The sequence below is a fragment of the Paenibacillus brevis genome (genome assembly GCF_018919145.1).
Classification (GTDB): Bacteria; Bacillota; Bacilli; order Paenibacillales; family Paenibacillaceae; genus Fontibacillus; species Fontibacillus brevis.
Genome location: NZ_JAHLQJ010000027.1, coordinates 1 through 21,685, shown reverse-complemented (window position 1 = coordinate 21,685; position 21,685 = coordinate 1). Strand labels below are relative to the sequence as shown.

Below are 21,685 nucleotides of genomic sequence, written 5' to 3'. Positions count from 1 at the left end.
AAAACCCTCCTTAAATTTAATATACAAAAAATCATAATGAATTTATCTTGCTTACGGCTTCAGGGAGATCCATTCATCCCGATGAATAACTTCTAGTCTGTGTACGTCGTTAAGCAGCTTCATAACCTCACTGCTTGGCAGGCCCATAATTTGCTGAACCTGATCGGAGTCATAGTTGACAATCCCTCGTCCTAGCACCTCACCGCTCCGGTTCTGCACTTCGACCACATCACCGGTTTGAAAATGCCCATGTACGGAGCGAATGCCAACAGGCAGGAGACTGCGCCCATGAAGGATAATCGCTTCTTCAGCGCCGTCATCGACAGTTAAGCTGCCCAGCGGAGTAGACAGGAACCCAAGCCATTGCTTCTTACGCGGCAAGGCGGCATTGCGGGTGTCAAAATAGGTCCCGCGTCCACGGCCTTGGGCGCCGGCAAGCAAGTCGCCGGCAGTATCTGCTTTGCCGATAAAGACGACCACACCCCCGCGGGAAGCAATCTTGGCAGCTTCAATCTTGGAGCGCATTCCGCCGGTGCCCACAGAGGAGCCTGCTCCTCCGGCAACACCCATGATCTCTTCGGTAATTTCCGTGACCTTGCTGATCCGTTCGGCGTGAGGATCATGCCGTGGGTCTTTCGTGTATAGTCCGTCCATATCTGTAAGAATCAGCAACTGATCCGCCTTGATCAAATTGCCGACGAGCGCGCTTAGGGTATCGTTGTCTCCGAACTTCAGCTCATCCACCGATACCGTATCATTCTCGTTAATGATGGGAAGAATGCCCCGGCCAAGAAGTTCCTCAAGCGCCATGCTGGCGTTGCCCATCCGCTTCCGGTTCTGAAAATCTGAACGGGTGAGCAGTACCTGGGCGGCAGAGATACCATGCTGAACCAGCGCTTCACGGTAGGTTTGCATCAGCAAGGCTTGGCCTACAGCGGCTGCGGCCTGCTTCTCGTGAAGCAGCTTGGGCCGCTCCTGGTACCCGATTTCCCGGAATCCGGCAGCAACCGCGCCGGAGGTGACGAGCACGATCTGGTACCCGGCTTTCCTTAGATCGGCAAGCTCGGAAGCAAAGAAGCTTACTGCTTCCCGGTTCAAGCCGCCCTCCGTCGTTGTGAGCGAGCTGCTTCCTATTTTGATTACAATGCGATGTTGCATGAAGACCACTCCTTCAGGACACAAACCTAATTCTGATAAAAACAAAAAAACCTCCGCCTTTGGTATGCAAAGGACGAAAGTTTAGCTTCCGCGGTACCACCTTTATTGATGAGAGAACTCATCCGACTTGGTTAACCCGATAACAGGGGCACTGTCCGTCTTGTTACAACGGCCGTTCGGGGATAGGGTTCAAAGCTTAGCGGTATGCGGATTCTCACAGCCAACGGAATCTGCTCTCTGGGGCCGCTGTCGGGCTTCTACTGGTCCCGTCATTACGTTTGCTTGCATATATACTCATTCGCAACCTTAATGAATTACTGATAGAATACCACGCAAGATTGGTCAATGCAAAGCATAAATCCGAAAACAACGGTAAGTACTAGCGATTTTTCTTGCTTGTCGGAAGTTTATCTAGCTAAGATATAGAAAAAGGGTCGTAAGGGGGAAAGACTTATGGATAAGCGTATGCGCTATCGGCGAATTAGTCTGATCCAGTGTGATATCGAGCTTGGCGAGCCTGCGATAAATGAACGGAAATTAACGGAAATGCTTCAATCAGCGGCTGAAGCGCCAGAGAAGCCGGATATCATCGTCCTTCCCGAAATGTGGAATACAGGATATGCGATGGATCGGCTGACAGCCCTTGCGGAACGTGATGAGAGGTGCGGGATCCGCCGGAGAATGTCAGAGCTGGCTGCACGGCATCAAGTTCAGATTGTGGCGGGATCGATCGCGGAGCAGAGAAACGGGAAGCTGTACAATACGATGTATGCATATAACCGCAAGGGAGAGGAGATTGCCTCCTACTCGAAAATCCATCTGTTTCGCCTGATGGAAGAAGATAAGTATCTGGAGCAGGGTAAGGCACTAGGACGTTTCGAGCTGGAGGGACTCTCCTGCGGCGGGGCAATCTGCTACGATATCCGCTTTCCGGAGCTATCGCGCTCGCTTGCGCTGCAAGGCGTTCACACCATGTTTGTCCCGGCACAGTGGCCGCATCCCCGCCTGAACCATTGGCGCTCGCTCCTGATTGCCCGGGCCATCGAGAATCAAATGTACGTTGCGGCCTGCAACCGGGTCGGCGACTCAGGCTCCCAAGCCTTCTGCGGCCATTCGCTGATTATTGATCCTTGGGGAGAGATTATCGCAGAAGGCGGGGAGGAAGAAGAGATTGTAAGCGGCGTGATTGACCTCTCGCTTGTCCATGAGGTAAGGAGCCGCATCCCGGTGTTCAGTGACCGGCAGCCTCAATATTACGACTGATTTCGCTGGGTCAGTATGAATTTGAATGTGTCGATAAATGCTTCTGCAGCCTTGGACAGATAGCGTCCATGACGAAAAGCAATAACCAGCGTCCGGCTAGGCTGTCCGGATAGCGGAAGATAGACCGGAATCAACTCGCTTCGCTTGGCGCGTGCGATGAAGCGGGGGACAAGAGTTACTCCCATCCCTGCGGCTACGAGCGATTGGACCGTCTCGATATTGTTGCTTTCGAATACAATATTCGGCTCAAATCCGGCATCATGGCACAGATCAATGCACAGCTTGCGGAAGCCCTGTCCTTTTTTCAGCACAATGAATGGTTCATTCTTCAAGGCCGACAAGGATACGCCCTCTGGGCTGTATGAAGTCGAGGCCAGGGCATGGTGCGGAGGGACGGCGAGATCAATCATTTCTTCACCTATCGGCTCGTAATCCAGCGAGGATTCGATCAATGGCAAAGAGAGCAGGCTAAGATCCGTTCCGCCGCCGGCAGTCAGCTTCTCCAAATTCAATGAGGTATCTTCCAGCAAGGTAACCTGAATATCCGGATAGGACTCCTTAAAGGCAGGTAAAACGTAGGGCAGCAAGTGCGAGCCTGTAATCGGCATACTTCCTATTACAACCCTGCCGGCCCGAAGCTGGGATATATCGTCCATTTCTTGGCGGAGCTGCTCCACGGCATCCATAATTTTTCTTGCATGCTCAATAAAGCTTGCTCCAGCATAAGTCAGTTCCACCGTGCTGGTATTCCGCTGGAACAGCTTGACCCCAAGCTCTTGCTCCAGCTTCGAAAGCTGCTGGCTCAATGAGGGCTGGGCGATATGAAGCTTCTCGGCCGCACGGGAAAAATTACGTTCCTCGGCAATCTGAAGCGTATATTGAAGTTGTCTTAATTCCACGAATGGATACCCCCGATCTTCCGTTGTAAATTTGAATAATAGGTTTTTCCTATTAACAGGTTTTCCTATATAGGATAATATCATGAATTAGAGTCGGACAGAACATGTTTGTGATTGACCGCTTGTTCTATGTATAATAGGTACATGCGGATAGAAGAATGGGGCGACTAGACTTAAGCTCTAATGGAGGGAATTATTTTAATGAAAATATGGAAAGAGATACAGGGCTGGGGATTGGCCGTAGGAATCGGTTTCCTGCTCAGTCTGATCATCGGCATTTTTGTTATTCAGCCTTACAAAGTAGATGGACATTCCATGGAGCCGACGTTAAATGATAATCAGCGGATATACGCTTGGAAGATTCGTCATACGCTGGACCAGTTGCCTGACTATGAGGATGTAGTCATCATAGATAGCCGTGTGGACCGCGATCGGACGCTGATGGATGATCTCAAGGAGCATCCGCTGATCCGGATTGTCTCGGGAACCTCGGATAATGAAATCTTTTACGTCAAGCGTGTGATTGGCCTTGCGGGTGACCGGATTGAGATCAAGGACGGAAGCGTATATCGTAATGGAGAAAAGCTCGTCGAGCCTTATATCAAGGAACAGATGGTAGATACCGGTGTGGATCAGAGTTGGGAGATTCCAGAGGACCACATTTTCGTCCTGGGCGATAACCGCAATCATAGCAGTGACAGCCGGGTTATCGGGCCTATCCCGAAAAACCATATCATGGGTATTTATACTAAAAACTAATGTAAGCTTTATGCGAAATGTATCCAGTTATAGGCTTGAGGAGAGAAGAGAATGGTTGATTCTTGGCAGACATGCCCTTCCTGTAAATCTAAAAATGTAATTACCCGGGGCAAAAGGTTCTATTTCTTATTGTTTTTCGGACTTGGCGGAGTTCTGATGTGGATAGGCTTGATGATCTATTGGCCGCTCCTCATTGCCGGCTTTATCGTCATTATTATTTCGATGTTCAGCTTTATGATGCCGCGAGTGAACCGCTGCAGAGATTGCGGACATAAATGGAAGCCATAGATACGGTTCTTTGCCTTTGTGACTGGAATCACGATGCCCGGCTACTCCTCATCCTACAATGAAAGTAATACAGTCACACAAGGGGGAGCAGGCTTATGGCGCAGCTGAAGAGAACCGCATGGATGGGGTGCCTTGCATTGGCCGCAATACTGATTTTATCCGCTTGCGGAAAAATCGAGGATCCTGCCGCAAGCGCCAATTTGAACGGAGGTCCGGTCAAAGAATTTACCGTCCATGCCCGAAGCAGCGGTTACGATATACAGGAGATTAAAGTAAAGATGGGCGACACCGTCAAAATTACGCTCAAAAATGAACAGGGGATGCATTCCCTGAAAATCAAGGGTTATAACAAGGAAGTCAGAGGCGGAAAGACAATCACTTTTGTGGCGGACAAGGCGGGGGAGTTCGATTTTTCCTGCAACGTCTCCTGCGGGAAGAATCATGAGAACATGACAGGTAAGTTTATTGTGAAGTAAATGAATATATTGAAAAGCGTGAGTAACGAAGGCTCAAATTCCTTCATCACTCACGCTTTTTCCTATTCAAATGCGAGTTAAAAGAGTCGGATTTTCAGCATCCAGAAGGTTAGATGAAGTCGGGTTTGAGGAGCGGAGCAAAACCTACGTGAGCACCGGAAAGCCTGACTGAATTCAAGATTCGATGCCGAATATGCTTCTGTATTACCTTCGTGATCAAAAGCTGACTTTTTGAACACCTCTTCAAAAGCCCAGCTCCCGCTTGGCATCTTCGGACATCATATGCGGTGACCAGCGCGGCTCCCAGACGAGCTCCACCTCCACCTCGGAAATACCGAGGTTATCCTCCAGCACACGCCGTACGCCGCCGACAATGGTGTCGTGCATCGGGCACCCTGGCGTCGTCAGCGTCATTTGGACATAGACGGAATCTCCTTGGTCCCGGATATCGAATACGAGTCCCAGATCGACGATATTTACGCCAAGCTCAGGGTCGTAAACATCCTTCAGCAACTCACGAATAAACTGTGTGCGATCCATGTAATTCAACCTCCAATAGGATTAATAATTATCGGGAAAAGACAAGGGCAATTAGCGATATATATGCCAGCGACACCAGTGAGAAAACCGTGCCGCAGATTGCGATCATGACCGGTGAATCCAATCCGATTCCGGCAAGGACGGCCAGGTTCGAGCAAGCAATCAGTATCAAACCCAGATTTGCTTTCCGGTCGTTCAATAGATCGGCCATGACCGGAGTTCCCGGTTTGCCTACCAATTTTCCATATTTATGGGTCCACCACAGGAACGGTACGATTTTGGAAGCATAGCACAGGACCATGAAGGACACCCAGCAGTTCAAATAAAACCAGCCGATCATCAGCATCATTTTGGTCGTCATCAGCTGCTCCGGCGATCCGAGCAATTTGATTAGCAGTGCCAGGGCAAATACAGCAAACAATTGATTTCCATAAATGGTCCAGGCAATGCCTGCACCGGGCGTTCGTTTATGCCGCTTGCTCCGGATTTGCAGGAGATGAATGTTGTAGCTGATCAGTGCCAGCACGATGAGCGCCAGGGCACCGCAGGTTACCCATAGACTTGTGCCGAACAGGAGAGACACCGCTCCAGTAACCACGCCGGCATTCCACAAGATCAAAGTGACATACTGAAGACGCGTATCATAATCATGGGACAGATAAAACATGGGCAGCAATTTGTAACTGAATCCGGTAATCAGCAAGCCGAACCATCCCAAAGTTCCGAGGAAGATATGGGCCCGGAAAAAGTTTTCATGCGCCTCGCCCAAAAATCCGGTGCCAAAGTCAATGCCCATAGACATGCCGCTAATTCCGGTTAATAACAGATAGAACACGGCACATGCAGTGCTGATCGTAATGGGATCCCACTTGCCTGCACTCAGCAAGGTCATCGCCATATTCCATACAAAAGCAACAATGCCTGCAAAGGCAAGGGTGGCAAACCCGGCGATCCATGCGATTTCCCCTTGAATGAAGCCAAACAGGAGCCCGAACAGCCCGAATGTAAACAGGAAATAGTGGGCGTAGCCAAGCCGCTCGCTGTATATCTTCGATTGTAGAATCACATTAATCAGCTGATAAATGGCCCCCATCGCCAGCATCGTCGCCCATCCCAGGACGAACAGATGAACATGGAACCATCCAGTCGGTCCTCGAATTCCCTTGCCAATCCACCCGGTAAGCGACATGATCGATGTAACATGAAACAGGATGAAGCCAAAGATTCCGGTCAATATAAATAGAAAGGGGAGACGGGATATCGAAGCATTCAAGGCTAATTCCCCCTAAGCTTTTGTAATAGTTACTTTTGCCGATCCGTCCGGCTGATCCTCCACGGTAAAGGAGCATCCCAAGGTGTTCAGTTCCTCGATCAAAAATACGGGTACGCGGTCATTGTGAATCTTCACCACGTCTCCCGGACGGGAGCGGTCAAGCGCGGCAAGCGTGCGAACCATTGGCTGCGGCGGTTCCAGGCCGCGGTTATCCAGCTCGATCACTTTCGGACCGTCGCTATCTGAAGCACTCCGACTCCGTTCCCGATTCGCTGAGGCAGACTTTGCGCCGGTGTCATCATCAGAATCCTCCAGCCACTGCTTATTCTTTTTGTTAACAAATGTAGTGATCCAGTGTTCTTTATCTTGCTGTACACACTTGGAGACATATCCCTTCATCTTCAGAAAGCCGAGCAACGGTGTTGGCTTAAAGGTAGCATGCAGCACGAAAATATCATCCTGACCGAGTGTTTTCACGGTATCCATAATAAGCTGAAAAGGCTCCAGCTTGTTGCGAAGCTGTTCTCTTACGTCCAGTTCAACAATTTTGGCATTTTGCTTATCCACTTGAACTCACCTCTTGTTTTGAGTTAATGATTCATTGTCGGCTCGTGATTGTCTTGGCCATCTTTTGTTACTCTTAAAATAGCGATCGCTCCCTTGGAAGCGTCGTTAAGCTGATGCGTCAAAATCGGATAATCTCCTTCTTCGGTCAAGGTGACCTCAACGACTGCCGCCCCGCCGGAAGGAAGGAGGACCGTTTGCATGCCGTAAAGTACGTTTTTCGGATTACCGTCAAGGTATACCTGATCCATGGTAGTACCCACGACGTGGAAGGAAGAGACTTCGTTCGGCCCGACATTCGTGACGTAAAGACGAACCGTATCTCCGACTTTAGCGAGCAGCGGATGTTGCTTCAACGTAAAGTCGTCGCCATTAAATACGACGTATTCGGGATTTTCATCCAAAAAAGCTTCCTCGTCGTGTTCTCTGTACCATTCGCTCTGGACGATCGTATATTCCCGGTCTACCAAGGAATCAGAAGGATAACCGTTTTTCGGCTCCACGATAATTGTGCCGTACATCCCGTTGGCTACATGCAGCAAGACAGGACTCGTACCGCAGTGATACATAAATACGCCTGGCGTTGAAGCCGGATAGGTGAAGGTGCCTTGCTCCGTCGGCATAACGTCGATAAACTTTTTGCTCGGCGCGGCATGGACGGCGTGAAAATCCATGGAGTGCGGCATGTCCGGATCCATGTTTTTCAATGTAAAGTTGAGTGTGTCTCCTTCTTTCACCCGGATGACGGGACCCGGTACGGTTCCGTTAAAGGTCCAGGCATTATAGAATACGCCTTCCGATATTTCTACATCCGTGACCTGGGCGGTCATTTCGATGCTGACGATATGTCCTTCGCGCTGGATCACCGGTTCAACCGGCGGTTGATTCATGTGTTGAATCTCCGGCTCTTCAGCCGTTGATTCCTGCTCAACGGGGGATGAGGAACTCCAAACGGCGAAAACAACAATCATGCAAGATATAATTAAGAAAGCGGGCTTTGCGTATTTCTTCATCGTTCGCAGCACCTCTTAACGCAATGGAATTCTGAAATGAGCATATGATTTTTTTCACAGAGCTTTTGTGACTGGAAGCACATTCTTAAATACGTTCTTATTTTCGCCACACATTCCTTGATTGACTCGCCGAGAATCCTTAGCTCGCTCAATCTGCCCCGATAAACTGTTGTTTCATGATGACGTCCTGAACACCATCTTATAGGGCAATCCTATCAAAGCTATAGTTATTATATCTTGGAACTATGACAAGAGGCGTGATATATTTATTTCAATAAGCAATGTCCGATAATTTCGGTATGGGGTGAATGATATGACTACTAAAAAGACGATGTATGAAAAAATCTGGGACAATCACGTAATCTATCAAGAAGAAGGCAAACCGAGCATTTTGTATATCGATTTGCATCTCGTTCACGAGGTCACATCTCCTCAAGCCTTTGAGGGACTTCGCCTGAGCGGGCGCAAGGTGCGCCGTCCAGAGCTGACCTTTGCGACTATGGACCACAACGTTCCTACCAAAGACCGCTACAACATTTCTGACCCAATCTCCAAGCAGCAGATCGACACCTTGTCGCAGAACTGCCGCGATTTTGGCGTAACCCTTTACGATCTCGATACGATTGACCAAGGGGTAGTTCACGTTATGGGGCCTGAACTCGGTCTGACCCATCCGGGCAAGACAATCGTATGCGGAGACAGCCACACCTCCACACATGGCGCATTCGGCGCACTGGCCTTCGGGATAGGAACGAGCGAGGTTGAACACGTGCTTGCTACGCAATGTTTGCAGCAAGCGAAAGCCAAGACCCTGGAAGTGAGATTCGTCGGTAAGCGTAAGCCCGGAGTAACTGCGAAGGATATGATTCTGGGTGTCATCGCACAGTATGGTACGGACTTTGCTACCGGATATGTTATCGAGTATACCGGTGAAGCGATCACCGAGCTGTCCATGGAAGAACGCATGACGGTGTGCAACATGTCGATCGAAGGCGGCGCAAGAGCAGGATTGATCGCGCCTGACGAGACGACCTTTAATTATTTGCGCGGACGGCAGCATGTTCCTCAAGGAGACAGCTTCGAACAGGCTGTTGCACAGTGGAAGCAACTGACGACAGATGAGGGTGCGGAGTATGACCGTGTAGTCTTGTTCGATGTGGATTCTCTGATTCCGCAGGTTACCTGGGGAACCAGCCCGGGTATGGGCACAAGCATTACGGACCGCGTGCCGAATCCGTCTGATTTTACTAGTGATAATGAACGTAAAGCTGCAGAGAAAGCACTGGAATATATGGGACTTGAGCCTGGAACAGCGATGACAGATATTGAGATTGATTATGTATTTATCGGTTCTTGCACCAACGGCCGGATTGAGGATCTGCGCGCAGCTGCGGCAGTTGCCAAGGGCTACAAGGTATCGGATAAAGTGACGGCAATTGTCGTTCCCGGCTCTGGCCGCGTCAAGATTCAGGCAGAGAAGGAAGGCTTGGATCAAGTATTCAAGGAGGCAGGCTTTGAATGGCGTGAAGCTGGATGCAGTATGTGTCTTGCGATGAATCCCGATGTACTCCAGCCTGGACAACGCTGTGCGTCAACCTCCAACCGGAACTTCGAAGGTCGTCAGGGACGCGGCGGCAGAACGCATCTCGTCTCCCCGGCTATGGCTGCGGCGGCTGCGATTAAAGGACGGTTCGTGGATGTGCGCGAATGGAATATCAAGAGCGAAGTCGTAAGCTAAGCGAAAGAGAGGAAGAGGACTATGGAAGCATTTAAAAAAATGACAGGCATCGTCGGTCCGGTTGACCGGGTTAACGTGGACACTGACGCTATTATACCTAAACAGTTTTTGAAGCGGATCGAACGCACAGGCTTTGGGCAATTCCTGTTCTATGAGTGGCGTTTTGATACCGAGGGGAATGTCAATCCGGAATTCGAGCTGAATAAGCCGCGTTATGAAGGAGCATCCGTTCTGATCTCCCGCGTGAACTTCGGCTGCGGCTCTTCCCGGGAACACGCTCCTTGGGCGATTCTGGACTATGGCTTCCGCTCAGTAATTGCGCCATCGTTCGCTGATATATTCTACAACAACTGCTTCAAGAACGGGATTCTGCCGATTAAGTTATCCGAAGAGCAGGTGGAAGAACTGTTCCGACGTACGGCAGCACACGAAGGCTATCAGTTGCACGTCGATTTGGAAAGTAAGAAACTGACCGACGATTACGGTCTCGATCTGGATTTTGATCTTGACGAGCACCGCCGACAATTCCTGCTCCAAGGGCTGGATGACATCGGCTTGACTCTTCAGCATGAGGATCTGATCTCCGCTTACGAGCAGAAGAAATTTGCTCAAACTGTGTAGCGGGTTACTGACTGAGTAACTAATTAAGAGAAGAGGGTGCTGTCTAGTAAGCCCCAAAATAAAAAGTTGAGCGAGAAAACGCAAGGTCTGGTAAGGACCTCGTTACTAGCTCAACTTTTTTAGTTTGTTCTCTAATGCTACGATGATTTTTGAGAATCCCTCTTTTTATGTAGTCTGGATATCTCGCTTATTGGCCATACTTTTCAACCAATGCCGAATTCCCTTGCCCGCATAAGGCTCATCCCGGAATCGAGGAATCACATGCAAATGTGCGTGCATGATGTGCTGGCCTCCGACAGGGTGACAGTTCCAACCAATGTTATATCCTTGAGGCTGATGCTTCTCGTCCAGATAAGCCTTTACTTCATGCAATAGGGAAAAGGTTGAAGACCATTCCGTTTCAGTTAAATCGAATACCGTCTCACGATGCTGAATAGGAACGATCAACCCTGAACCGGTCAATACCTCCTGAGGGGTTTGAAGAAAGATGCAATGTTCATTCCGAATGACAAGCTGTTGCTGCTTAATTAACTCGAGCCGACAAAGAGGACAATCCTTCATCATTTGCTATCACCACCTTGAAAGGTTCACTATATATTTCACACTATCAACTTTCCGCCAGCTTTTTTAGTTCAACTTATATAGCATTTTCACATAGTTCTGCCTCTAAGAGCAATCGTCTCCATCTCTATGTCTATGAACTTAAGCGAACTATCGGTGATTGTCTGTTTTTGTTCTTCTATGAAAATATAAGTCTATCAGTCAGGCAGATTTTCTGATATTATGGAAGCAATTAGTAATATTTACTGTAGGTTGTTGTCGGTTCATTGCCATGGTTCTATATGGAGCCAAGTCCGGTAAATTACGAGATTGGTAGGGATATCAGAATGAAAAAAATCGGATGTCTGATCGCATTACTATTTTGTTTCCTCGCATTTCCAAGTCTATCGAATGCGGCATCAGGGGATACCCATATTTATTTGGACGGGGTTGAGCTGGAGCAGCCGGAGCAGGCCAAAGCCGGGGTTGTTAACGGCAGCACAGTCGTTCCTTTAAGAGTCATTGTCGAAAGCTTGGGTTATGAGGTTGAGTGGGATCAGAGCACCAAGACGATTACCATTGTCCAAGGTACGAATACGTTGAATTTAAAGGTAGATCATAGTGAAGCAGTCGTGAACGGAACAACTGTTAAGCTGGCAGCTCCTCCGATTATTCAGAATAGTGTCACATTGGTTCCGCTCCGATTTGTCGGCGAGCAGACAGGCTTGACCGTCAGCTGGGATAATCAGACCAAATCGGCTTATCTGACCACATCGAGCGACGGCTCGGGCGGTGAAGTCCAACCGGGCATGGGGAATCAGCCACCGGAGAACGGCTCCTCTGAAATTGTTCCGCCAACTACGGGAACTGAGAATAGTACTCCTGAGCAACAGGTAAAGTCTTACATATACGGGATCAGCTTCAGCGGTAACAGACTGATGGTTTCTGCAGATCCGGGAGTTAAGCCCAACGTCTTCCTGCTGAGCGGTCCTGATCGTTTGGTTGTGGACATTCCGAACGCCGCGTTTTCGGATAGCTTCGCTTCTTTGCTGCCTTTGGATGTATCCAATAACGGTGCCTTTGCAGTAGCGGATTATCCGGATGTATCGCAGGTGCGTTATTCCATCTTTGATCAGGCGACTTCAACGATTCGAATTGTGGTTGACTTGAATCATCGGGTTGAATATCAAATGAATATCGATGGGACGGACCTGTTTACCGTTGATTTGACTGCTGTGTCTGGTTACCCGGCTACAGGTTCCGGCAGACCGCTTGTTGTTATTGATGCCGGGCATGGCGGCAGCCAACCAGGCGCGATTAGTCTTACTAAGAGACAGGAAAAGGATTTTACTCTGGCTGTAATTCTTAAAGTAGAGCAGCTTCTTAAGCAAGAGACCGAATTTGATTTTGTGCTGACGCGTTCTACCGACGTGACAATGAGCTTGCAGGATCGCGTGAAGATCGCTAATGATCTGAATGCGACGCTGTTTGTATCGGTTCATGGCAATAGTATCGAAGGAAAAAGCAACGTTACAGGTTCTGAAACGTATTATACACGTGACGATAGCATTCCGTTTGCCAACGTGATGCATAAGCATCTTGTAGCGGCGACTGGACTTACAGATCGTAAAGTCAGATACAGCAGCCTTCATGTGACACGGGAGACGACAATGCCGGCAGTTCTGCTGGAAGCAGGTTATTTGAGTAATGCTAATGATGAAGCGGTAATGTATACGGAGGCTTTCCAACAGAGAGTTGCGGAGGGAATCGTAGCTGGAATCAAGGAGTACCTTGGTCTATAATACGATTGGACTTTGCAAGCGAAAAATAGGGGGTTGTAACATGAAGAAGACTGGATGGGCGATCCTGATGCTGGTGTTTATGCTTGGACTGGCAGGCTGCGGAGACAAGCCCCAAGCGTCAGCTCCTGGAGAGAGCAATGCGACGGATAATGGTATTACAGCACCAGGCACTGCGGAGCCTGACCCGGTAAGCGCAAGTGAAGGGGAAGAAAGCGATGTTCCCGAGAACACAGACAATTCAAGTACGGAGCCCGAGATGTTGACAAGTACGATAAAAGTCTATTTTACCGATGACAATATAGAAGAGCTTACAGCAGTTGAGCGTGAAATCTCATACAGTGCAGAGGCAGACAAGTATGAGACAGCATTCCGAGCACTTCAGACAGAGGAGACAGGCATGATGTCCCTTTGGAAAAAGGTTGTCCTGCAGCAAATAGATCTTAAGGATGGATTGCTGGCAATCGATATTACGCTGCCGGATGAGGCAAGACTGGGAGCCGGAGGAGAAGCACTTGCTATTGATGCTCTGCTGCAGACCTTCTTCCAGTTTGACGAGGTGAAACAGCTGGAGATCACAGTGGACGGAGCCAAGCTTGAGTCGTTGATGGGCCATGTGGAGCTTGAGCATCCATACTCAAAATAATTGATTTGAAAGGCTTCGGAGTTATCTCCGGAGTCTTTTTTTTTGGTAATAAATTAGCATTTTATCGCAACTTTTGCCTGATCCAAGCGTCTATTATGTCGTCTGGTGATGCCTGGAAGCAGGTATCTCGTCCGGTCATCATGAGGCAAATATCTAAAGGGTAGGGGTGACGGATGAAAAAAGGATTAGTAGCATTATTGTTTTTTGTCATGTGGTTTGCTTTATTTCCTCAAACTGGACAGGCCGCCGCGGGAGGGACCAGCATTTATCTGGATGGTAATAAGCTGGAACTCAGCAAGAACGGGCAGGTTCAGAATATCAATGGATCGGTCATGATTCCGATTCGTGTCGTCGTGGAAGAGCTTGGTTATGTCGTCGATTGGGAGAAGAAGACGCGAACGGTAACTATACAGCAGCAGGATACAGTAATGAAGCTTGTCGTGGATCAGAGCACGGCGCTCGTAAACGGAACAAAGATTCAGATGCCTGTGGCTCCGAAGCTGGTTAGTGATACGGTTATTGTCCCACTGCGCTTCGTGGGAGAACAGATGGGACTCTCGGTAAGCTGGGATAATAAACTGAAGACGGTATACATGGTAACTCCGCCGACAGAGAATGGCGGTGGCGAGGCAAGTCCGGGAGATGGCGGCGATACGGGGAGTACGCCAGGGGACACAGACTCAGGGACTCAACCCGGTCAGACTGACAATCTGGCGAATATCGGGGGCATCAGCTTTAGCGATAATCGTCTATTGATTGCGGTGGATCAAACTGTAACCCCTAATATCTTTACCATGGCGAACCCGCAGCGTGTTGTCATTGACCTGCCGAACACAAAATTTGCGGATACGTTCTCAACAGGACAAAATCTGGATTCTACACAGAACGGATTCATTGATATCACAGATTACCCGGAAGTTTCGAAGGTAAGATATTCCCTGTACAGCAATAATCCGTCAACGGTTCGGATTGTACTTGATATGAATGTTGTTAAAATGGGCGAGCTCATTAATGACAATGACGGACTGATTATTCTTGATCTGAATAAGGAAGTTTCGAATCCGGGCTCCAACGGCAAGAAGCTGGTAGTTATTGACGCCGGTCATGGCGGAACCGATCCCGGGGCGATCAGTGTTACTGGCAAGAAAGAAAAGGATTTTAATCTGTCCGTGACGCTGAAGGTGCAAGAGCTGCTAAAGAAGGAAACGAATATTGACTTTGTATTGACACGCAGCAGCGATACTTACCCTTCGTTAAGTGATCGGGTTAAAATTGCAAATGATTTAAATGCGGATTTGTTTATTTCGATTCATGCCAATGCAGGCAGCGCGACTGCAAGCGGCGTGGAGACCTATTATACCCGGTCTGAAAGCCTGGCACTGGCCAAGGTCATGCATAAGTACCTCGTATCCTCCTCCGGACTTACGGATCGCGGGGTTCGTTCCAAGAGCCTGCATGTCACCAGAGAGACGAAGATGCCCGCCGTTCTGCTTGAATGCGGTTATCTGAGCAACAAGAGCGACAATGCCAAGCTGTATACGGAAGATTTTCAAGACCGTGTTGCAGCAGGTATTGTAAAAGGGATCAAGGAATATCTCGGACTTCAATAAGCCGGATTTCAGAAGGAGGATGAGAGATGAACCGAATGAGTTGGAGAATTTGCGGGCTGGTGTTATTGCTTGCACTGGCTTCCGGATGCGGTCAAAAGCCCGGTACGGCTCAGCCGTCAGGAAATGACGAGCCAAAGGTTGAACAAGGTGCTGGCTCAGCTTCAAATAACCAAGGCAGCAACGGCGCTGAGAACGCGAGCGGCGAGACCGGAACAGAAGCACCTGAACAGCAGAAACTGAGCATTAAAAGCTATTATACGGATGATCAATTAAATGAACTGATTGAAAAAGAGCAGACCATTCATTATACCCATGATGAGGACAAGTATATGGCCGCGCTCGAGACATTGAAGGACAGCGGGGATTCGGAGCTGCTTCCGCTCTGGAAGGTCGAGTTTCATTCGGCCAAGCTGTCAAAGGGGATGCTCACTGTGGATATCACCCTTCCTGATGAAGCACGTCTTGGAGCAGGCGGGGAAGCATTGGCCGTTGAGGCCTTGCAGAACACGCTCTTTCAGTTCCAGGAGGTCGAATCCATCGAGCTGCTCGTGGATGGTCAGCAGGTCGAGAGTCTGATGGGACATGTAGAACTTGAGTATCCGATGACAAGAAAATAATCAGGATTTAAAGGAACATGGGCCTTGGTTGTCGAAACATGGTAAGTGAACATTTGTAAAGGGGAGAATGTAATGTCATCTTATAAACGTACTTTTAAACGCAGCACCAAGAGGGCAGTTTCCACCATGCTTGTTACGGCGATGTGCCTCAGCGGAGGAGCGGCGGTGTTCGCTGAAGAAGCCCAGAGCACGGCGGTAACAACTTCGACAGCCTCGGTTCTTCTTTTTAGCGATGTAAGTGACGGCTTCTGGGCGGAAAAGCATATTTACAAGCTCGCCGCAGAAGGAATCATTCTGGGGGATGCCGGGAAGTTCCGGCCTTCTGACAGTGTTACCCAACAGGAAGCGATTACGATGGCGGTTCGCTTCATGAATCTGGAGAGCAAGCTCGGCAGCGGTAGCGGTGCGCCGGAAGAGATGAAGGTTGGAGCTTACTTTAAACCATATTTGGAGCTGGCTCTGAGCGAAAAACTTATTGATAAGACAGAAGAACTGGGCGCGACGGGAGCGAGCGAGTCCTGGGGGGCGAAGACGGCTTCCCGTGAGTGGATCGCCAAGCTGCTCGTCCGGGCTTTGGGACAAGAAGAGAAGGCTAAATCAGCTGCGAGCGCTACGACCGGCTTTGCCGACCATACCAGCATTTCACCAGCAGCCAGAGGATATGTCAATGTTGCAGTACAGCTTGAACTGACGAAAGGTGTTGAAGGGAATCGCTTCGATCCGCTAGGTAAAGTAACACGTGCCCAGCTTGCCACCTTCTTCAGCCGCGGCAGTGAGTACGTAACCCCGGGATACAGCAATGTCTATGAAGGCATTGTTACCGAATTGACCGATTCGAAGCTCACTTTGTTTACGAATGGACAATTAAAGAGCTTCACGCTGGATAGCCGTTCCTTCTATTTCACGAAGGATTCCGAAGCCAAGAGCTCACGCAATGCGATTCAGTTGTATACCAAAGTACTGGCTGTAGACAAAGTTGGTTCGGCAGCTTATGTAGAGGTTCGTGATGCCAGTCAGCAGTTGGAGAAAACAGAGGGCACACTGTTGAAGAAGCTTTCTGATAACCGTCTGCTTATGTTGGTCAACAATGATTCCGTTACATACACTTATGACGGATCTACGTCGTTCCTGGATCAGAACGGAAATGCTATTTCAGTTGATAGTCTGACGGAAGATAGTACAATCATCGTGCAAAGAGAAACCTTTACGTCGGCCAAAAAGCCCGTAATCGTGCAGGTTAAATCGGGTGTTGTTAATAAGTCTGGCACAGGCACGGTCGATCTGGTCAGCGTCGCAGACAAGACGATCCGCATCAAGGACGATGCTACCGGTGCAATCGAAACCTATAAATATGATGACACTTCAATTCTTATCTATCAAAATCAACTGTTGGGTGGAGCGGCTGAGCTTCAGGCTGGTGCTGCAGTAACCTATACAGTGAAAAATAGCATATTTACCCGTCTGGAAGTTACGAAAGCAATGGAACGCACCGTTAAGGGGACTTTGCTGTCCGTGGAAGGAAGCACATTGCTCAGTTTCACGAACTCTGCAGGTAAAGCAGAAATCAAAGCACTTGCTGCCAAGCCGGTTATCGTTATTAACGGTATCGCCGATGCGACGCTGGAGGATCTGATTGCAGATGTGAAGGGCGGAGATCAGGTAGAATTAACGATCAGCCCTGACGAGCAAGTTACTAAAATTGTTGTGACTGGCCGTCAATCTGAATTGCTTACCGATTTGTCTGTCGTCAATTATGAGCCGAAGTATAAAGCGCTGATGGTTGTGGACTCTGCGAATAAGGTGCATGCCTTCACTGTGGATGACAAGACCAAGGCGGAATACAATTCAACCACTCCAACATTGACCGGAGTTGAATCGCTGCTTACAAAAGGCAGAAAAATTAATGTGACTCATATCGGAGACCGCGTACTTGCGATTCAGGTGGTTTACAAGTATGAAGGGACTTATGTATCGACCGATACAGCGGCCAAGAAGGTTTCGATCCTGCTCCCAGGCGGTCAGACAGTGGCAGTACCTTATCAAGGAACGGCTCCTTCTATTGAATTGTATGGCAAAACCTCAGCTACGATTGCTGATTTGAAGGCAGGAGATCCGGTAACCGTGATGTTAAGTGCAAACCAGGATACCTTGCAGACGCTGGCTGTAAGAAAGACGGTTCAATTCGAGATTTCTTCAGTGAATACATCCAATAGCCGGATTCAGGCGTCAAGTAATGGCGTTACCGACAATTTCTATGTAGATAAAGCTACTCTGCTCAATGACACCGGGGCTGCCATTACCGTATCAAGTCTGCAAGCAGGACAGACGGTGAATGTGACCTTCAATGGCCGTACGGCTGCTTCCTTGCAAGTGGTGAAGCTGACGCTCGGCAAGGTTACTGCGATTGATGCTTCTTCGGTAACCGTGAAGTCCTTCTCCGGCACACCGGAAGTATACTCTATCGGGAATGGGGTAAAAGTAGTTCGCGGAACCTCGGTAACCTCCGGAACAGCTACCCTGACAACTTCCGACCATGTCGAGCTTCGCAAGGATGTGGACGGAACATTGTTAATTAAGGTGCTGAATTCGCTGGAACGGAAATTCCAACGGTATGATTCGATCAATAACGACATTCTGGTCTATCGTTCCACGATTCAGGATGACAATTATCGTTTTGGCGTGACATCGAATTTGTATATTCACCAAGGTGACACGACATTAACCGTGCAATCCCTCAAAGATAATGATAAAATTGTTTTGTACTTTAACGGCGACAAGCTGGTAGAGGTTGAAAAGCAATAAATCATTTCTGTGAGAAGAACCGTCTTGATGCGGGGGCTCCCGCTCAGGACGGTTTTTTTACATGAGCAGGGGAGTGTTTTTGAGTGAATGCCGGACAAGCAAAGCATATTTTAACTACCATCGCAGCCATGTTCCCGGATGCACACTGCGAGCTCAATCACAGCAATGCTTTTGAACTCACGATCGCTGTCCTGCTGTCTGCACAATGTACAGATGCGACGGTGAACAAGGTGACGGCGGATCTGTTCCGGAAGTACAGGACGCCCCAGGATTATATCTCTGTACCTTTGGAGGAACTGGAGCAGGATATTCGGCGGATTGGATTATTCAGAAGCAAGGCCAAGCATATTCAGAATTTGTGCCGGATTCTGATTGAGCAATACGGCGGAGACGTACCCTCGGAGCATGACAAGCTGGTCAAGCTGCCGGGCGTCGGCCGGAAGACGGCTAATGTCGTTGTTTCCAATGCCTTTGGCGTACCGGCTATCGCGGTGGATACCCATGTGGAACGGGTCAGCAAGCGGCTGGGGCTTGCCAATTGGAAGGATTCCGTACTTGAGGTGGAGCAGAAGCTGATGAAGAGAGTGCCCCGTGAAGAGTGGACGATTACACATCATCGTCTTATTTTTTTCGGCAGATACCACTGTAAGGCCCAGAATCCAAATTGCCAGATCTGCCCGTTGCTTGATGTGTGCAGGGAAGGCAAGAAACGTATGAAAAGGTCACAAGTCAGCAAACCTATAGAAGAGTGACAAAAAGATATTGATAGCAGAGGATGAGATTCTAAATGAAATGTATTTCCGTCTACACCGACAATTTTGAGTTGTTCTCGGATATGTTCGAGAAGGTTATCGAGATCGATCTGAAGGAAAATGATGAGCAAGAGCTGGAGGGCGTGACAATCAGCGATTCCGGAGAGGTGCCTAAGCATTATCTGGAGCGGATGTCCGTGAAGCCTGAGGTCGTTGTAATGCGCGATAAAAATAAGGGAATTACAATTCTGCAGCATGGTAAAGTATTCGAAATCCTGATTCCTTCCGAGCAGGACCAGATCGAAGCAGCGACCATCTAAAGCTGAATTAAGCAAAAGCGTTCTCCGCAATCTGGAGGACGCTTTTTTATTTAGATTATAGAATCTATAGGTTTTCAGCAGAGCTCTTTCATCTTTCAATGTACTTCGATAGACGTTTTTCTCATCAATCTCAAATTGGCAATGATCAATGTCACTGTAAAGGCTTAAAACGAATAAATATTCATGATAAAATGAAGAGAGATATGGACAGAGAGAGGACGAAGCGACTTGAAGATGACGGCGGCAATCGAATCTGATTTGGCTGTAAAACTCTCGCGGCTGGAAGCATGGTATCTGGAACAAGGCGCCGCGGATTCGGCAAGAAAAGTGAAGGATTTGATTGAAAAACGGTTGTCTGGAGAGCTGACAATAGCGATTTGCGGTCATTTTTCAGCAGGAAAGTCGAGTCTGATTAATGCACTTTGCGGTTCTTCCGTGCTGCCTTCCGGCCCGCTTCCAACGACGGCCAATATTGCCGGGCTGCGGGATGGTGCGCCGAGAATGCAGCTGACACCAACCGATGGTGGACATGAGGCTGGGAAGAAGCTCTCGCGGGAGCCGCTGAGCGTGATTGACGGAGCGTTATTAGATGATTATTGCCGGGATGGAGCAAAGTACGAAATGGTATCTATCTGGAGAGATATTCCCCTTCTTCGCCAGGGCGGCGTGCTGCTGGATACGCCGGGTGTGGATTCCGGCGAGGCGGCACATGCGCTTGCAACGAGTTCAGCGCTTCATCTTGCGGATATTGTATTCTATGTCATGGATTATAACCATGTGCAATCCGGCAGCAACCTGAGCTTCGCGCGCAGTATCGCGGAATGGGGGAAGCCGCTCTATCTGGTTATTAACCAGGTCGACAAGCACCAGGAAGAAGAACAGACCTTTGAGCAGTACATGAAATCGGTTGAGCATGCTTTCTCGGTCTGGGGGATTTCTCCGGCAGCGATCTACTGTACTTCATTAAAGGAACCGGATCATCAACGAAATCAGCTACCTGAGCTGAAGCAAGTCGTAATCGAACTGTTGAACCGGAAGGAGGCGTTGCTGGAATTCAGTATTGCTTGCTCACTGCATCATGAAGCGCAGCAGTTCAAGAAAAGAACCGAGGAAGCGGCAGGGGAGAGGCGCCGAGAGCTTGAGGCATTGACCGGTGACGAAGGGGTGTCTGTTGATCAGCTTCGCGGGGAGCTCAAGGAACTGGAGCTTCGTATGACCTCTAACCAGGCGGAGCCCCCGCAAGCTGCGGTCCGCCGAGAATGGACAGCAAAGCTGGATCAGTTGCTTGAGAATGCCTATCTTATGACTGCGGATTTGCGGGAGACGGCAGAAAAGTATCTGGAAAGCCGTGAGGCTGCAGCCAAGCCGGGGTTTCGGCTGTTTAAGAATAAGAGCATTCAGGAGCGGCAACGAAGACAGCAGGAATTCCTGGAGAGACTGGATGAGCAGGTAAAAGCGCAGATCGATTGGCATGTGCGCGATATGATCCGTAAGCTGGGGAAAGCCTCGGAGCTTTGGGATGCGGAATGGGAAGCTCGGTTGGAACAAGAACTACCGCAGATGGAAGCAGCCTGGATTGAAAATCAGACCAGCGACGGGGCTGTGATCTCCGGTGAGTACACGCTTCATTATACTTCGGCGGTGGCGGCCGAGATTCGAGGCCGCTATCGCCGGACAGCCCTCGCGCTTGCGGAGGGGCTGTTGGTGGAGCTTGCTCCGCGCTTTGCGGCGGAGCAAGCCGGTTTGGCCGCCCGGCACGCGGAGCTGGCCGGACGCGTGCGGGCGGCTGAGCGGCTGCAAGCGCAGAGCGCAGCCGCAAGTGAAACGGCCGAGCAGCTGGAAGCGCTGCTCGGTGCCTGGACGCCCCTCCCCGCAGGCCTTCTGCCAAAGGCAGAGGCAAGGGAAGGAAGGGGCGTCCCAGCCGCGCTGCCGCGCCCAGCGGCGCAGCGGCAGCCGCAGGCGCCGACGCCCGTGCCGCAGCCTCGCGCGGCGGGCGCAGGCACGGCC

At 49.5% G+C, this 21,685-nt stretch carries 21 protein-coding genes; 14 read left to right on the top strand and 7 right to left on the bottom strand.

Features of this window, described 5'->3' with window-relative positions:
- Positions 1-51: 51 nt before the first annotated feature.
- The gene (gene proB / locus KQJ23_RS21600) at positions 52-1,158 is read right to left on the bottom strand and encodes a glutamate 5-kinase (RefSeq protein ID WP_216480982.1); all 1,107 of its coding nucleotides are present in this window, start codon (positions 1,156-1,158) and stop codon (positions 52-54) included.
- 453 nt (positions 1,159-1,611) lie between these two features.
- On the opposite strand from proB, the gene KQJ23_RS21595 reads away from it, so the two are divergent.
- On the top strand, positions 1,612-2,421 hold the full coding sequence (locus KQJ23_RS21595; RefSeq protein ID WP_216480981.1) for a carbon-nitrogen family hydrolase: 810 nt from the start codon (positions 1,612-1,614) through the stop codon (positions 2,419-2,421).
- Here the strand turns inward: KQJ23_RS21595 and KQJ23_RS21590 are convergent.
- Positions 2,412-3,320 (bottom strand): LysR family transcriptional regulator, encoded by a 909-nt coding sequence (locus KQJ23_RS21590; protein WP_216480980.1) that lies wholly within the window; start codon positions 3,318-3,320, stop codon positions 2,412-2,414. The genes KQJ23_RS21595 and KQJ23_RS21590 overlap by 10 nt on opposite strands.
- A gap of 201 nt (positions 3,321-3,521) precedes the next feature.
- Between KQJ23_RS21590 and lepB the strand changes: the two genes are divergently transcribed.
- The 3 genes from lepB (at position 3,522) to KQJ23_RS21575 (ending at position 4,843) form a co-directional block, all read left to right on the top strand.
- Positions 3,522-4,079 (top strand): signal peptidase I, encoded by a 558-nt coding sequence (gene lepB / locus KQJ23_RS21585; protein WP_216480979.1) that lies wholly within the window; start codon positions 3,522-3,524, stop codon positions 4,077-4,079.
- Positions 4,080-4,130: 51 nt separating this feature from the next.
- On the top strand, positions 4,131-4,367 hold the full coding sequence (locus KQJ23_RS21580; protein WP_216480978.1) for a hypothetical protein: 237 nt from the start codon (positions 4,131-4,133) through the stop codon (positions 4,365-4,367).
- A gap of 95 nt (positions 4,368-4,462) precedes the next feature.
- Positions 4,463-4,843 (top strand): cupredoxin domain-containing protein, encoded by a 381-nt coding sequence (locus KQJ23_RS21575; RefSeq protein ID WP_249529980.1) that lies wholly within the window; start codon positions 4,463-4,465, stop codon positions 4,841-4,843.
- A gap of 243 nt (positions 4,844-5,086) precedes the next feature.
- Here the strand turns inward: KQJ23_RS21575 and KQJ23_RS21570 are convergent, their stop codons facing one another.
- The 4 genes from KQJ23_RS21570 to KQJ23_RS21555 are packed head-to-tail and all read right to left on the bottom strand — an operon-like array spanning position 5,087 to position 8,191.
- Positions 5,087-5,383 (bottom strand): metal-sulfur cluster assembly factor, encoded by a 297-nt coding sequence (locus tag KQJ23_RS21570; RefSeq protein WP_044478865.1) that lies wholly within the window; start codon positions 5,381-5,383, stop codon positions 5,087-5,089.
- Between the two features lie 28 nt (positions 5,384-5,411).
- Complete coding sequence (locus tag KQJ23_RS21565) at positions 5,412-6,656, bottom strand: hypothetical protein (RefSeq protein ID WP_249529979.1); 1,245 nt, start codon at positions 6,654-6,656, stop codon at positions 5,412-5,414.
- Between the two features lie 12 nt (positions 6,657-6,668).
- The gene (locus tag KQJ23_RS21560; RefSeq protein ID WP_216480977.1) at positions 6,669-7,223 is read right to left on the bottom strand and encodes a DUF2249 domain-containing protein; all 555 of its coding nucleotides are present in this window, start codon (positions 7,221-7,223) and stop codon (positions 6,669-6,671) included.
- Positions 7,224-7,246: 23 nt separating this feature from the next.
- Positions 7,247-8,191, bottom strand: coding sequence for a multicopper oxidase domain-containing protein (locus tag KQJ23_RS21555; protein ID WP_249529978.1), 945 nt, complete (start codon positions 8,189-8,191; stop codon positions 7,247-7,249).
- Between the two features lie 355 nt (positions 8,192-8,546).
- On the opposite strand from KQJ23_RS21555, the gene leuC reads away from it, so the two are divergent.
- The gene (leuC, locus tag KQJ23_RS21550) at positions 8,547-9,971 is read left to right on the top strand and encodes a 3-isopropylmalate dehydratase large subunit (RefSeq protein ID WP_216480975.1); all 1,425 of its coding nucleotides are present in this window, start codon (positions 8,547-8,549) and stop codon (positions 9,969-9,971) included.
- A gap of 21 nt (positions 9,972-9,992) precedes the next feature.
- Complete coding sequence (gene leuD, locus KQJ23_RS21545; RefSeq protein WP_216480974.1) at positions 9,993-10,592, top strand: 3-isopropylmalate dehydratase small subunit; 600 nt, start codon at positions 9,993-9,995, stop codon at positions 10,590-10,592.
- 165 nt (positions 10,593-10,757) lie between these two features.
- Here leuD and KQJ23_RS21540 read toward each other — a convergent pair whose 3' ends face one another.
- Positions 10,758-11,153: an HIT family protein gene (locus tag KQJ23_RS21540; protein ID WP_216481010.1), complete on the bottom strand. Its 396-nt coding sequence runs from the start codon at positions 11,151-11,153 to the stop codon at positions 10,758-10,760.
- Between the two features lie 326 nt (positions 11,154-11,479).
- On the opposite strand from KQJ23_RS21540, the gene KQJ23_RS21535 reads away from it, so the two are divergent.
- From KQJ23_RS21535 to KQJ23_RS21500, 8 genes are all read left to right on the top strand, one after another.
- Positions 11,480-12,934, top strand: a complete 1,455-nt coding sequence (locus tag KQJ23_RS21535) for an N-acetylmuramoyl-L-alanine amidase family protein (RefSeq protein ID WP_216480973.1) — start codon at positions 11,480-11,482, stop codon at positions 12,932-12,934.
- 40 nt (positions 12,935-12,974) lie between these two features.
- The gene (locus KQJ23_RS21530; protein WP_216480972.1) at positions 12,975-13,577 is read left to right on the top strand and encodes a GerMN domain-containing protein; all 603 of its coding nucleotides are present in this window, start codon (positions 12,975-12,977) and stop codon (positions 13,575-13,577) included.
- 209 nt (positions 13,578-13,786) lie between these two features.
- Positions 13,787-15,187, top strand: coding sequence for an N-acetylmuramoyl-L-alanine amidase family protein (locus KQJ23_RS21525; protein ID WP_249529977.1), 1,401 nt, complete (start codon positions 13,787-13,789; stop codon positions 15,185-15,187).
- A gap of 26 nt (positions 15,188-15,213) precedes the next feature.
- Positions 15,214-15,804: a GerMN domain-containing protein gene (locus tag KQJ23_RS21520; protein WP_216480970.1), complete on the top strand. Its 591-nt coding sequence runs from the start codon at positions 15,214-15,216 to the stop codon at positions 15,802-15,804.
- Positions 15,805-15,876: 72 nt separating this feature from the next.
- Positions 15,877-18,606 carry an S-layer homology domain-containing protein gene (locus tag KQJ23_RS21515; protein WP_216480969.1) on the top strand — a complete coding sequence of 910 codons (2,730 nt, stop codon included), beginning with the start codon at positions 15,877-15,879 and terminating at the stop codon, positions 18,604-18,606.
- An 83-nt stretch (positions 18,607-18,689) separates the two neighbouring features.
- Entirely contained in the window at positions 18,690-19,358 is a 669-nt protein-coding gene (nth, locus tag KQJ23_RS21510; protein ID WP_216480968.1) for an endonuclease III, read from the top strand.
- Positions 19,359-19,393: 35 nt separating this feature from the next.
- On the top strand, positions 19,394-19,678 hold the full coding sequence (locus KQJ23_RS21505; protein WP_044478854.1) for a hypothetical protein: 285 nt from the start codon (positions 19,394-19,396) through the stop codon (positions 19,676-19,678).
- Between the two features lie 234 nt (positions 19,679-19,912).
- The coding region (locus KQJ23_RS21500) for a dynamin family protein (RefSeq protein ID WP_249529982.1) at positions 19,913-21,685 on the top strand (1,773 nt) is incomplete at its 3' end.

Coding starts and splice junctions, on each gene's coding strand:
- KQJ23_RS21555 (WP_249529978.1), bottom strand. CDS start 8,191: ATGATTGTTGTTTTCGCCGTTTGGAGTTCCTCATCCCCCGTTGAGCAG.
- KQJ23_RS21570 (WP_044478865.1), bottom strand. CDS start 5,383: ATGGATCGCACACAGTTTATTCGTGAGTTGCTGAAGGATGTTTACGAC.
- KQJ23_RS21595 (WP_216480981.1), top strand. CDS start 1,612: ATGGATAAGCGTATGCGCTATCGGCGAATTAGTCTGATCCAGTGTGAT.
- KQJ23_RS21580 (WP_216480978.1), top strand. CDS start 4,131: ATGGTTGATTCTTGGCAGACATGCCCTTCCTGTAAATCTAAAAATGTA.
- KQJ23_RS21540 (WP_216481010.1), bottom strand. CDS start 11,153: ATGAAGGATTGTCCTCTTTGTCGGCTCGAGTTAATTAAGCAGCAACAG.
- KQJ23_RS21525 (WP_249529977.1), top strand. CDS start 13,787: ATGTGGTTTGCTTTATTTCCTCAAACTGGACAGGCCGCCGCGGGAGGG.
- proB (WP_216480982.1), bottom strand. CDS start 1,158: ATGCAACATCGCATTGTAATCAAAATAGGAAGCAGCTCGCTCACAACG.
- KQJ23_RS21505 (WP_044478854.1), top strand. CDS start 19,394: ATGAAATGTATTTCCGTCTACACCGACAATTTTGAGTTGTTCTCGGAT.
- KQJ23_RS21535 (WP_216480973.1), top strand. CDS start 11,480: ATGAAAAAAATCGGATGTCTGATCGCATTACTATTTTGTTTCCTCGCA.
- lepB (WP_216480979.1), top strand. CDS start 3,522: ATGAAAATATGGAAAGAGATACAGGGCTGGGGATTGGCCGTAGGAATC.
- KQJ23_RS21515 (WP_216480969.1), top strand. CDS start 15,877: ATGTCATCTTATAAACGTACTTTTAAACGCAGCACCAAGAGGGCAGTT.
- leuD (WP_216480974.1), top strand. CDS start 9,993: ATGGAAGCATTTAAAAAAATGACAGGCATCGTCGGTCCGGTTGACCGG.
- KQJ23_RS21520 (WP_216480970.1), top strand. CDS start 15,214: ATGAACCGAATGAGTTGGAGAATTTGCGGGCTGGTGTTATTGCTTGCA.
- KQJ23_RS21530 (WP_216480972.1), top strand. CDS start 12,975: ATGAAGAAGACTGGATGGGCGATCCTGATGCTGGTGTTTATGCTTGGA.
- KQJ23_RS21575 (WP_249529980.1), top strand. CDS start 4,463: ATGGCGCAGCTGAAGAGAACCGCATGGATGGGGTGCCTTGCATTGGCC.
- leuC (WP_216480975.1), top strand. CDS start 8,547: ATGACTACTAAAAAGACGATGTATGAAAAAATCTGGGACAATCACGTA.